Source organism: Soonwooa sp. T0.1_25 (genome assembly GCF_057652215.1).
Genome location: NZ_JBYFBZ010000023.1, coordinates 1 through 12,125, shown reverse-complemented (window position 1 = coordinate 12,125; position 12,125 = coordinate 1). Strand labels below are relative to the sequence as shown.

10 protein-coding genes are annotated in these 12,125 nt (G+C 32.3%); 4 read left to right on the top strand and 6 right to left on the bottom strand.

Annotation, left to right across the window (positions count from 1 at the left end; all coding sequences use genetic code 11):
* The first annotated feature begins 18 nt into the window (after positions 1–18).
* Positions 19–162, top strand: coding sequence for a hypothetical protein (locus tag AC23MB_RS13945; protein ID WP_487787597.1), 144 nt, complete (start codon positions 19–21; stop codon positions 160–162).
* Positions 163–258: 96 nt separating this feature from the next.
* On the opposite strand, the gene AC23MB_RS13940 is transcribed toward AC23MB_RS13945, so the two are convergent.
* On the bottom strand, positions 259–570 hold the full coding sequence (locus tag AC23MB_RS13940; RefSeq protein WP_487787596.1) for a HigA family addiction module antitoxin: 312 nt from the start codon (positions 568–570) through the stop codon (positions 259–261).
* A gap of 11 nt (positions 571–581) precedes the next feature.
* The gene (locus AC23MB_RS13935) at positions 582–863 is read right to left on the bottom strand and encodes a type II toxin-antitoxin system RelE/ParE family toxin (protein ID WP_487787595.1); all 282 of its coding nucleotides are present in this window, start codon (positions 861–863) and stop codon (positions 582–584) included.
* A gap of 55 nt (positions 864–918) precedes the next feature.
* On the opposite strand from AC23MB_RS13935, the gene AC23MB_RS13930 reads away from it, so the two are divergent.
* The 3 genes from AC23MB_RS13930 to AC23MB_RS13920 all read left to right on the top strand — a co-directional run bounded on the left by AC23MB_RS13930 (position 919) and on the right by AC23MB_RS13920 (position 3,013).
* The gene (locus tag AC23MB_RS13930; protein ID WP_487787594.1) at positions 919–1,077 is read left to right on the top strand and encodes a hypothetical protein; all 159 of its coding nucleotides are present in this window, start codon (positions 919–921) and stop codon (positions 1,075–1,077) included.
* A 183-nt stretch (positions 1,078–1,260) separates the two neighbouring features.
* A complete protein-coding gene (locus AC23MB_RS13925) occupies positions 1,261–2,418 on the top strand; it encodes an AAA family ATPase (protein ID WP_487787593.1) in 1,158 nt (385 codons plus the stop codon).
* Positions 2,411–3,013: a hypothetical protein gene (locus AC23MB_RS13920; RefSeq protein WP_487787592.1), complete on the top strand. Its 603-nt coding sequence runs from the start codon at positions 2,411–2,413 to the stop codon at positions 3,011–3,013. The genes AC23MB_RS13925 and AC23MB_RS13920 overlap by 8 nt, the downstream gene beginning before the upstream one ends.
* A 398-nt stretch (positions 3,014–3,411) precedes the next feature.
* Here the strand turns inward: AC23MB_RS13920 and AC23MB_RS13915 are convergent, their stop codons facing one another.
* Genes AC23MB_RS13915 through AC23MB_RS13900 form a run of 4 tightly spaced genes read right to left on the bottom strand, consistent with a single transcriptional unit; the run spans position 3,412 to position 11,772 of the window.
* Positions 3,412–5,016: an AAA family ATPase gene (locus tag AC23MB_RS13915; protein WP_487787591.1), complete on the bottom strand. Its 1,605-nt coding sequence runs from the start codon at positions 5,014–5,016 to the stop codon at positions 3,412–3,414.
* Positions 5,016–5,645, bottom strand: coding sequence for a hypothetical protein (locus tag AC23MB_RS13910; protein ID WP_487787590.1), 630 nt, complete (start codon positions 5,643–5,645; stop codon positions 5,016–5,018). Before AC23MB_RS13910 ends, AC23MB_RS13915 begins: the two co-directional genes overlap by 1 nt.
* Before the next feature lie 2 nt (positions 5,646–5,647).
* Positions 5,648–7,732, bottom strand: coding sequence for a coiled-coil domain-containing protein (locus AC23MB_RS13905; protein WP_487787589.1), 2,085 nt, complete (start codon positions 7,730–7,732; stop codon positions 5,648–5,650).
* Positions 7,732–11,772, bottom strand: a complete 4,041-nt coding sequence (locus AC23MB_RS13900; RefSeq protein ID WP_487787588.1) for an AAA domain-containing protein — start codon at positions 11,770–11,772, stop codon at positions 7,732–7,734. Before AC23MB_RS13900 ends, AC23MB_RS13905 begins: the two co-directional genes overlap by 1 nt.
* Positions 11,773–12,125: the final 353 nt, after the last annotated feature.

Genomic DNA, 12,125 nt, shown 5'->3' with positions numbered 1-12,125 from the left:
TAAAAATTAATTCCCAAATTGGGAAAATTAAATTTAAAATTATTGACAAGATTTGTTTTTAGGATTTCTGCTAACGGAAAAAGTATTGGCGAAGTGCGGGATTTCGAAGAACTAAAAGTTCAAGAACGACCAAACGGAGCCGATGCTTTTTCAATGAAGTAAACTTACAAATAAAATACGGAATTGAAAAGCAGCGGCGGCAAAAAAAAGTGAAGTGGTTCAACTTTATACTTTCCCCCGCATTTTGCCAATACAATGTTAGGCGACGTTTTTTTCTTTATCTTTTCTGATTCTAGTAATTCTTTTTACTTCACTTGATTTTTCAGATAATTCATTTTCAATATCATAATCATCTTGAAGTCCAAGCCAAAATTTTGCAGAATTTCCAAAATAAGCACTAAGTCTTACTGCTGTATCTGCGGAAATTCTTCTATTTCCCTTGATAATTTCCGAAACTCTTGTTTGCGGAATTTCTAAATCTTTTGATAATCTATATTGCGAAATTTCAAGAGGAATTAAAAATTCTTCTAATAAAATTTCTCCTGGTGTTATGTTTCTTAAATTTTCCATTTTTTTTGATTTTAATGATAATCCATAATTTCAACCTCAAAAGCATTGCCATTTTCCCATTTGAAAACAATTCTCCATTGATTGTTAATTCTTATACTATATAATTCTTTTAAATCTCCTTTTAATTTTTCAAGTCGATTTGCAGGTGGAATTCTTAAGTCAGTTACATCAATCGAATTATTTATCATTCTCAACTTTCGCCGTGCAATCTCCTGAATTTCTCTTGGAAGTTTTTTGGAAACAATTCCGTTCCAGATTTTCTCAGTTTCTTTATTTCCAAAATTTACAATCATACTTTTAACGTTACTAACGCCAAAGATAAGTAAAATATTTCAAATTTTGATTTGAATGCAGAATTTTTGTAAAATGTCGCCTAACGGAAAAAGTATTGGCGAAGTGCGGGCTTTCGAAGAACGAAAAGTTCAAGTTAAGACCACTCGTAGCCAATATTTTTTCAATGGAACTAAGTTAAACAAAAATGTGGAATTGGAAAATATTGGCGGCTAAATATCACAAAAAGTTCAACTAAGACTTCTCCCCGCATTTTGCCAATACAATGTTATGTGAAGCTTATCTTTGGAATATTTTGGAAAAGTAAAATTGTATATGTGTTTTAAAAATCTATTTAATAGTGTTTTGTTAGGAATATCATATGAAAAAATCTATTTTTGACAATTATATTATATTCAAATGAGAGAAACTATTGTTGTACAGAATCTAGGTCCTATTAATGACATAAGAATTGAGGATATTAAACCATTTACTGTGTTAATAGGTGAATCAGCAAGTGGTAAAAGTACACTAATGAAATGTGTTTCTTTGTTTAGATATCTTTTTAAAATGGAGAATATAAGATCTTATTTATATCACAGTAAAATGTCAAGGACTCCATTTCGAATTAATATCTTGAAGAATTTAAGAGATAGTGGTTTAGATGAATATGTAAAACAGAACACTTTAATCACTTATAAAGTTGAATTTAATGATGGTGAGATTATAGAATTAACTTTTAATTCTGAAAAGAGAGGAAATAAATATAGTTGTTCAAAGAAGATATCTTCAAAAAACATACAATTAAATAAAATCAGTTTTATAACCGAAAACAGAAACATTATTCCTTTATGGGCTTCAAGAGGAGCATCGTTAGCAGGAGTATATTTAGGATTTTATTTTCATGAAGTTTATAAAGACTTTGAATTAGCTTCCGATGCTTTAAGACAGATAAGCTTACCGCATTTAGATTTAAAATTTTTTGTAAAGAAATCTCACAAAGGAATAGAATATAAAATATCATCTAAAGATGACGAATTTGAGATTGATTTTAGAAATAGTTCGTCTGGAACACAAACCTCGACACCAATTTCCTTAATAACAAAATATTTTACTCAACATTTTGATTTTGAAGATGCATTTAATAGATCAGTATTGGGATATCTGTCAAAAACGGATAGTATTACAGATTTTAGACCAATCAAAAATCTAAAAGACATAAGTAAGAAAATTTATATTCATATTGAAGAGCCTGAATTGAGTTTATATCCTGATGCTCAATTTGAATTAATAGAAGAAGTAATTAAAGATTGTTTTATGGTAAATAGATATGATACAAATCTATTTATATCAACTCATAGTCCATATATTATTAATCATTTAAATTTATTAATTAAATCGTATGATAAAGTCAACGATGGAGCTAAGTATAAATATGAAGATTTAGCTGTTTATCAGGTTGAAGATGGCAAGATTCAGAGTTTAATTGCATTAAATGAGAGATTGGTCGATACAAATCCTTTATCTGAAACAATTAATAAAATTTATGATAAATATAATGATTTAGATAATGAGTAATTTTCTTTACAAATATTTTGCAAAGTATCATTCAATAGCTTATACTCCAAAAAAATCTGAAAAAAGAAATAATTATAACTATTTTGAAATAGATGATATTTCTAGAAACATTGTCATTCATAATTTTATGAATAATGGTATGTCCAAATATGTTAATAGAAATGCTAAGGAAGTAGTTGTAATTGATTATGATAAGTTTTTAGCTGATTTGCCAAACTCTTTTCATACTGGGAAAGAAAGATGTGATTTAATAGTATTTACTAACTCGGATAAAAGCTATTTTATACTGAATGAGTTGAAGGACAGGGTGCCTAAAACAAAAGTTCGTAAGAAAGCAAAAAGTCAATTGTTGTCTACTTTAACTGAATTGAATGCTGTTCCCCAAATTAGTTTATTTATTAATTCATTTACGAATAAATTTTGTTGCTATTCAAATAAACAGCCTATAGCTCCGGTTAATATAAATGCTGTAAATGCGTTTAATAGAATTTCAAACATAGCTCCGAATGGAATTATTTTGGCGGATGTTAATATAAATGCTTTGGGTTTTACTTTTATGGAGTTAAAAGGGAATCAGTCCTTCAAAATTACATAAATGGATTGATTTTCAGCATTCGTTGTTTTTAAGTTTCACATAACGTCTCGGGGCTTTGCGAGGGAGCGGATTTTTAGCACTACCTTTAATACGAAGCACGAGTGTTCAAATTTACAAAAAAAAGTTTCAACCGAAGCACGAAACCCGCTCTCTTGCAAAACCCTTGTTATAGCCAGTGGTGATTTTCATCGTCCTTGTAAACCATTGTCAATATGAGGTTTCCGTGTCATTAAGTGTCGGCTAAGTGTTGCGTTTTTTATTTTTTTTTGAAGCGTTGGAAATTTTTTAAAAACAATTTTGTCAGCGATGGCGAAAAGCAAGCTCTTTTACAAACTTTGGTCTGTGTGTTGGCTTGTGCGGTTTGCAAATGTACTTGCTTTTGTGCGATTGCTTTTTCATCAGTCAAAACTTCTGTTTAGTTCTTTCTCAACTTTTGTCAATGGAACTTCTTCTTCGCCTTTTAAATCCTCGTTGTTTAACTGTCCTGCTTGTTTCGCTCTGCTGTTAGCCCATTTGCGTAAAAATTCAATTTGGTCTTTCATTGTCTTGGAAAGCGGAACGGTGTCTTTTATTGAATTTAGCAAATGAAGTATTTGCAATTTGGGTTCGTTTGTATTATCGGTATAAGCTGAAAACATTGCTTCTTTTACACATTCTTCAATTTCAGCACCATTGAAACCTTTTGATTCTTTGGCTAATCTATCTAACCCAAAATTTTCGGGTTTTTGGTTGTTTTTTGTCAAGTGAATAGAGAAAATACTTTTTCTATCTTCTTCCGAAGGAAGGTCAACGAAAAATATTTCGTCAAATCGTCCTTTGCGTAAAAGTTCGGGTGGTAATTGAGAAATGTCGTTTGCTGTTGCTACAACAAAAACAGGTTGTGTTTTTTCTTGCATCCAAGTCAAAATAGTTGAGAAAATTCGTGAGGTTGTTCCTCCGTCTGTCGCTCCGCTACTTTGAACGCCTGAAAGTCCTTTTTCAATTTCGTCAATCCATAAAACGCAAGGTGCAACCGCTTCGGCTGTTGCAATGGCTCTGCGAATATTACTTTCGCTACTTCCAACTTCACCTTGAAAAACTTTTCCAATATCAAGTCGTAACAAAGGCATATTCCAAAGTGAAGCAATACATTTTGCTGTCAAACTTTTTCCGCAACCTGGAACACCTAAAAGCAAAAGCCCTTTTGGTTCTGCAAGTCCCCAAGTTTGTGCTTTGAAATCAAATGCTTGTTTACGTTTTTCTAACCAATCTTTCAGATTATTCATTCCACCAACACTTTTCAAACTTTCATTAACTTGAAAATAATCGAGCAATCCACTTTTCTTGATGATTTGCTCTTTTTCAAAAGCAACGGTTCTTGGCGAATTGATTCCAAATTCATCTTTTACAGCGGCAAGGCAATAAGCCAAATCCGCTTCCATAACGGTCATTCCTAATGCAGAATCAATAAGTTTCTTTTTAAGGTCGTTGTCAATTTCTTTCTTAGCATTTTTGGAAACCGTATTCAAAACAATTTCCAAATCAACTCTGCCTGGTAACGGCATCTCAAGAACGGTAATATATTTTTCTAACTCAATAGGCAAATTTAAAACAGAAGAAACAATAATGATATGCTTTCTGTAAAATCTCAATTTTTCGGCTAACTGTCGTAGTTGAATTTTGATATTTCTTTCGGACATAAAGTCGTGAAAATCTTCAAGAACATAAATTTCATTATCGTCTTTTTCTGTTTGATTAGAAATGTGTTTTAAAAGTTCTTCGGGTTCTTCAACGTTTTCAAATGGCGTAAGTCCACCCTCGTTCAAATCTCTTTTACCCAAACCATCAACACAATTCCATTCATAGAATTGAAAATTCTTGTTGAGATTTTTCGCAACACCTCTCAATTTTTGTTTCGTTCGGTCGTACTCAAAAGTAGTCAAGTATAAAATCGGGTAATAGGCTTTCAGCATATCTTGAATTTGTCCGAATGTATCGGTATTATTTTTTGTTATCTGTGCCATTATTTTTTAGTAATTGAGATTGTTTTCTTGCTTTCGCAAAATGTTTTGTGTTTGTATTTCAATGGAATTTCTTTTCCGTTAATTTCTCGTTTGTTTCCAAAAATGCTTTCCAAAGATTCCATTGCTTTGTCGGCTAATTCGTGAATGTCTTTTGGAATGTAGTCGCTATCTGTTTTTACAGAACCATCTTTAAAAATCGTAAATTTTATTTGTGAAATTGGCTCGGTTTCATCATTTAGTTTACTCCGTCCAACCATATAAAAACTCACTTTTTCGTTTTCATTTGCTTTGAATTTATTATTACTTTTAAAAGTCCAACCTTGCTTTTTAAACTCTCGAATTATTGATTCCTCTGCATATTTTACATTCAACTCGTAAAATGTGTTTTGCAATTCCTGAACTTTACTTTTAGCGTTCTGCAAATAGTAAGTATTGTAAGTAACTTTGTTACCAACAATTTTCATTGCATATTCGCCTCTCAAATTTTCATTTGAGTTTAATTGAAAAACGGTTAATTCGTTTGCGGTTACAGAATATTTCCAACCCAACTTGTCGCAAGCTGAAATAAGAATTTCCTGATTCATTACATCAGGATTTTTCAAAAAAGTTGATGATTCAAAACACGACATAATTATTTTCTCTTTTTGTTTTTATTGTGGTTGTGGTTATGCTGTTTTTGGTGGATTTGTGGACTGAAAACCTTTAAGTTATTTATTATATCCGTTACATCTTTTTCTTTTTTCATTTGCAAATCAAGTAAATCAACAAATTCATCTCTAACCTTTTCAAATTCTTTTTGCAGATTTTTCTTTCTGTCTATTGAAATTGGTTTTTGTGAAAGTTCATTTACCTGTTTTTCAAATCGTTCTATTTCGTTTTCAAAAAATATTTTTCGATAATAATTGAGATTTTCAGTTTTAGTATTTTCAAGTGAAGCTAAAGCTCCGTCAAATTCTTCAACTCCAATTCCTTTAAATGGCTTTAATTTACTGTTATCAACAGTTCGTAGTTTTTGCAAATAATCTCTGTCAATTTTTGTTGGTGGGTTATTACAAAGTGTATTAAAATCTTCTATTGCCGAATTGATGTACTTCAATCCAAACTTTTTGAAAACCTCAAAATATTGTTCTTCTAATTCGCTGTCCCAATCCATTCTCGTCATTTTTTCTTGACGAACATTTTTCATATTCTGATGAACAAAGAATGAAAGAATATTGTAACTGCCCGAATAGTAACTATTCTTGTTATCTTCCTTTACCAACCAAACGTTTTTGTAATGAAATGCTGGCAATTCACAACAATAGAAATTCAAATTCTTGTCTAATTCTGCAAGCAATTTCTTTGATTCTTCTTGAACCATATCTTCGCCTCCAAAACTTTCATTTTCGGAATATGCAATGTAAACTCTACCGCCTTTACGCAAATAATCTTTGATAAACGGAACTCTATTTTTGAAAGCAAAATCACGAACCCAAGGACTTTGAATTAAAATTGTGTCGGAAGTTGTGTCAAAGAGTTTTTTCAATTCAACTTCAAATTCCAAAGAGCTGAAATGTCTTTTGATTGATTCAACTTCTTTTTCTATTTCTTTTATTTTGGTTGTGTCTTGGTTGTTTATCGCTTCGTCAATTTCTTCTTGTTTATGAATTAACGCTTGTTCAATTTCAACCTGTTCTTTTTGCTTTTCTTCATTAGTAAATTCAATTTCATCATCAACTTTTACTAAACGTTCAAGTAATTCGGCTTTTATTTCATCTTGTTTGTCCAATGCTTCGGATAAAGTGTCAATTACTTTATTTTGCTTTTCGTCATAGACGATTGCCCTTAATGTGTTATCTCTGAAATTTTCCAATAACACAACCCAAACTCTAGCTTTATAACCTTCAGCACCTACTGGAGTGCATTTTTGTAACAAAAAATTCTTTTTAGGAAAATGAATTTCTGGGGCTTGTAGTTCTGCTATTGGTTTTACTTCCTCGATGTTTTTTGGAAGAAAATCTTTGTTGAATGTAGCTTGCTTTTCACTTTTTAGGTTACTGAAAATCTCTTTTACTTTTTCTTTTGCAACACCAATATTATCAACATACAAATCAAAATCTCTAGTAAATGTTGAGAATTTCACACCATTTTTTGCGTATTCAATACCGACATCAGTAAGCCATAAAATACTTTCATCTCCATCAAGCATTTTATCTGCTTTCAAATCTTTGATTGCTTTTAAAAGAATATCATTTTCGGCAGGGTCTTTTTGAATGTCAAAACCGAGAATATTGCCAATTTGTTCAGCCGACATTTGTTCGGTTAAAAGCAAATCGCAAAGCACCAAATCAAACAAATTGAAATCAACAGGTTGTGAGCAAGTGCCTTTGAATTTTGCAATGGTGTAATGCCAATCAAATTCGGTAAAACCTATAATTCGCTCAATTAGTTTTTTCTCTTTGCTTGCCGATTCAATGATTTTTAATTCCAAAGGAACTTGTTCACTTAAAATAGAATCATTGCTTTTTTCTTTCTTTTTTGGTGTTTGTTTTAGATTTTCTTTGTTGCGTTCTGATAGAAATGCAGGAAAATTATTTTCAATAAATTCAACGACTTCATTTGAAAATTCTACTTCGGGGTCTTCTTCGCATTCGTAACCATTTACACGCAAAAACTCAACCACATCAGAAATATGGCTTTTAAAATCTCTCGCTATTTTTGATAATCGTTTCTTCACTACTTAATAAGGTTTTGAATTTGTGCAATGTCAATTCTGTGCATTTTTTGAATAGCTTGTTGATATTCGGGCTTGTGCGAAAAATGTTTTTCGTTCCCGACTACAATCAGTAATCTTTTTGCCCTTGAAAAACCAACATTGATACGCTGTAACTCTCTTGCAAACCCTAATGCAAAAGGATATTTGTTGTTGTCAATAGGAATTTTCTTTCCTCTTTCTTCCTTGTATTGTTTGTTGCTTCTTACCGTTGAAACAATAATGATATTTCGTTCCATACCTTGAAAACGGTCAACTGTATTTATTCTAAGCGGAAGTTGAAATTCATTTTCAAATTTATGTTGTTCAAAATTTCGCCATTCATTTTTTGTAAACTGTGGATACATTGCCTTCCTTATGCTTTGCATTTGTGGCATATAGTAAGTAATGATTCCAATTTCTTTATCCTCGTCTTTTTTGAAATGATTTTGATATTGTTCAAATCCTTCGGCTTTTGTTAATGCTCTCAAAACGGTTTGAATGGCTTGTATTTCGCCTGAATTTTCATAAGAAGTTCCAACTTTATCTTCTGGTGTTTCAACATTTACCCAAATTGCGTGATGTTTTTGTTCAATAAAAGGAACTGATGAAATACCGTGCCACCTACTTGCTTTTACATTAAAGTCTGCGATGTTCATTTCGCCTTTGATTCCACAAATCAAACCGTTTTCCAATTCTTCTTGGTCTGAATAGAACTCGGAAATACAATTCATAATTTGTTCGTGCATTCTGAATTGAGTGTCCAAACTTGCAACAAAGTTTTTCGGGGCATTTTTGAATAATTTTTCAAATTGCGAAACTTTGTAATCTTCTTTTGTCCAATCTTCAATCAGTTTTTTCGCTCCAACAGCTTCTAAGGCTTCGCCAAATTCTTTTTCGTCAATCATTGGTGGCAACTGTTTGTGGTCGCCAATTATCACAACTTTTTTTCCTAACGTTAAAGGCAAAACCAATTCAGGTGGTGTTGCTTTACTTGCCTCGTCCATTATTACTAAATCAAATTCAGGTTCGCTTTTTCTTTCTGAATTTTGATTAAATGTCATTTGATAAGTGTCGCCAAAATTTCGGCTACCACATTCGCTACACGTTGCTGCAAATACATTTACATATTCGTAGTAGGCATTTGAAAAAGTTGATTTAATCAATACGTCTTTTTCATCTAAACCTTTTTTCCATTTGGAAACTGCCTTTGCATATTTTTCTTCTTTACTACATTTATCTTTTACGTTTTCAATCCATTGGCAAACAGCATTATCGGAATATTGCTTTTCTTCCTTAGAGCCTGTTTTTGCCTGAATCCAATTTTTTATTCGGTCGTTGGAATACACTTTTCCCTCATCTTCAAACTTTTCAATGTTTCCAACACGAATTGGTCGCACTAATTTTTTACCTTTAATTCGTTCCAAAGCATTATCAACCGCAAGATTTGTTTGCGATGTAATCAACAATTTTGCTTTTGGTTCTCGCAAAAGTGTTTGCCAAATTATTTCAGCAATTACAGTTGTTTTCCCTGTTCCGGGCGGACCTTGAATAAGTGCCAAATCTTTTGCCAAAAGCGTTTTTACAACTGCTTCAAGTTGTTTTGGTTGGTCTTTTAGCAAAGGTTCATTCAGATTCTGAACAACTTTTTGTTTTTCTTCATCAAGGTCAGTTGATGATTGCCTTGCCTCATTCGGGTCAAACAAAAAGTTTGGCAAGTTTTGATTGATAGGAAAGCCGTTTCTTGTATTTGGTTCGGTAACTTTTTTCATTGCCCGAATCATTCTTCCAATGTTTGTCAGTTCTCCTGGGAAAATTGGTTTGATAAAACCTTTTCGGATTTCACTTAATTCAATACGGTCTTGCTCTCGTCCGTTAATGATTTCATCAAAAGCGTCAGTTATTCTGAATTTGAGTCGGTCTTTTTCTTTTTTTACTAATCTGCCTATCTGTATGCCTTCTTTGAAAAATGCTTCTTCTCCAAACTGTTCAATTTTTTCGCTCAAATTTTGTCTTTGTGCAGGATTTAGATAAATGAAAGTAGCTTGACTAACATTTCGTCTTACTTCTTTTTCCTTTTCAAGTTCAAGCGTTTCATTTTTGAAAAGTTCGTAGGTTGTTCTTCCTAACGGATTTTCAAAAGTGTAAGACAAAATATGACGATGCTCCGAACAAGCGGTGCTAATCGCTTGTTTAAATGAATCTCTTTCGTCATCTGTTTTGAACTGATAAGAAAATAAAATTCTTGTATGTTTTTTTACAGTGTCAAAATCAACTGATTTGCCAATTTCTTTTCTGATTTCGTTTTGAATTTTGTTGATTACGTTTTGTCGTTTTGATTCAACATCTGTGTCAAATAAAATCTGAAATGCTGGGTTGAACGTCTTTTCTTCAATAGTTGCACTAGGAAACTGTTGTTTGATACGTTTTAATTGGTTTTCGTAATCTGTATTACTTTCTGCTGAAATTTTAAGCGTAGAATTTGCTAAGACAAATTCTGTTTTTCCTTGTAAATCAGTTTGTGTTTTAAAATTACGAAGTGTTTCAGGGTTTACTTTTTCATTCACTTTGAAAAAGTATTGAGTTGGCAACCTGCGAAAAGAAACACCCGAAAAATTTTGTTGTAGCAACGCAAGTGCATTATCAATATCTTCTTTACTTGCGTTTTTGATTTGATAAACATTCCCAACAAGCTCAATTCCGTTGATTGGTTTTACTTTAATCGGATTCATAGCTTGAAATCTCGATACAGATTCAACGAAAGTCAATCCCTCCGAATTGAATTTGTGATTTGGAATAAATGCACCAACTTCGATAAGTAAATTGTTGCCTTGTGTTATGGAAATTCTTGCTCTGTCTAATCCTTCCGAATCAAGTTTCTGCTTAATCGGTTGAATTAGTTGTTGTAATCCATTGTCTGTTTTAAAATCAACTTTTAGCTGAACAATATTGTCTTTGTGAACTGAAAGTATGTGAGAATAATTATCTTCAATGATTTTTCGCAAATGCGGAATGTCATTTTCATTTAGGTCAATATAACCGTTATTGCTGATTGAACATTCAAGTTGGTATTCAGTTTCAAGTTTGTCTTGTATTTCCAAATAAATATCTTCTTTTGAAACATTATCGGCATACTTGAAATCAATTTTTCCCGAAATGGTGTGAAATGGGGAGTTGTTTGAAATTTCGTAAAATAATTCATCTCCCAACTCTTTGAGTTGGTTCAATTCTTCTTGGCCTAATTCTCTGTAATTTTTGAACTCAATAAACGCTTTGTTTTCGCTTACTCCATAATCTTCTAACTCACTTTCATTGAATAATCCCAAAATGTCCTTTTCAAGCTGTTCTCTTAGTTCAGTTTCATTGATATAAATGTCAATGTAATTTGCTCTTTCGGCTTCGCCTTGTCTTGCTTCTGCATAAGGCATTTTTATATTTTGGATTTTCCAAACTTGTTCTTTTTGCTTAACCAACTTCTTTAAAGCAACAACATACTTTTGCCAAATTTGACGGTCTTTTTCTTTGTTGATGTCAACTAATGGGATTTCGCTTGATTCAACAGCCGAATATAGTTCTTTAAAACTATTAGCGTTAGTGCCGTCTTTTTTCTCGATTTCAGTAAACTTAAATTTACAGTTTCGTATGGCTGTATTCTTTGTTGGTTCGTTGAAAAAGCCAACTTCCTTAAATTTTGCAACTCTATATGAATACAGTTCTGTGAAAGTATCAATTTTGTCTGTCCATAAACTCGCAACAAATTCAAGAGCTCTTTCATTTCCAACAGGAATGATGATTTTATGTCGTGAACGATTGTTTTTGTCGTCTGCTTTTTGTTTTTGAAAATAACAGATTCTATTTTCGGACAAAAGAAGTTCTCTTACTTGTTCTGCTCTTAATTTGTTTTCAGGATTACGATTATAGCGGTCATTGAAATCGTCTTTCACTTTTAAAACGACTTCAATCACTTCATCAGAAGTTCCTTCAAATATGTTATTCGTTTCAGGTCTGCGATTAAATTCTGACATAATTAAAATTCAGGATTGCTAATGTAACAAAATTGAGCGTGGAAAAATTGGCTCTTTTGGTTTTGCGAAGCATTGGCTTTGCGTGTCGGGGCAAAACCAAATGTGCGTTGGGAAAAAAATAAAAAACATAGGGTAGGCAATGAGTGTCGGCTTACTTGTTGCCTGTCTGAAATATAGTCTGTATGTTGTTCGCTTCTCAAAATAGTTTGTTTTAGTTTTACCGTTTAAATTTTGTTCGTCTGTTCGTTGTTTGCACGGTCGTCCTACCATTGGCTATAACGGGAAAGGGCTTTGCGAAGTTACGCCAAAAACGAGGCTGCCATAGCTTTGGAGGCGTAATTTTGCAAAACCCA

Excerpts from the sequence above, each read along its gene's own strand:
- AC23MB_RS13900 (WP_487787588.1), bottom strand. The coding sequence starts at position 11,772 with ATGTCAGAATTTAATCGCAGACCTGAAACGAATAACATATTTGAAGGA.
- AC23MB_RS13930 (WP_487787594.1), top strand. The coding sequence starts at position 919 with ATGCAGAATTTTTGTAAAATGTCGCCTAACGGAAAAAGTATTGGCGAA.
- AC23MB_RS13925 (WP_487787593.1), top strand. The coding sequence starts at position 1,261 with ATGAGAGAAACTATTGTTGTACAGAATCTAGGTCCTATTAATGACATA.
- AC23MB_RS13940 (WP_487787596.1), bottom strand. The coding sequence starts at position 570 with ATGGAAAATTTAAGAAACATAACACCAGGAGAAATTTTATTAGAAGAA.
- AC23MB_RS13910 (WP_487787590.1), bottom strand. The coding sequence starts at position 5,645 with ATGTCGTGTTTTGAATCATCAACTTTTTTGAAAAATCCTGATGTAATG.
- AC23MB_RS13920 (WP_487787592.1), top strand. The coding sequence starts at position 2,411 with ATGAGTAATTTTCTTTACAAATATTTTGCAAAGTATCATTCAATAGCT.
- AC23MB_RS13935 (WP_487787595.1), bottom strand. The coding sequence starts at position 863 with ATGATTGTAAATTTTGGAAATAAAGAAACTGAGAAAATCTGGAACGGA.
- AC23MB_RS13915 (WP_487787591.1), bottom strand. The coding sequence starts at position 5,016 with ATGGCACAGATAACAAAAAATAATACCGATACATTCGGACAAATTCAA.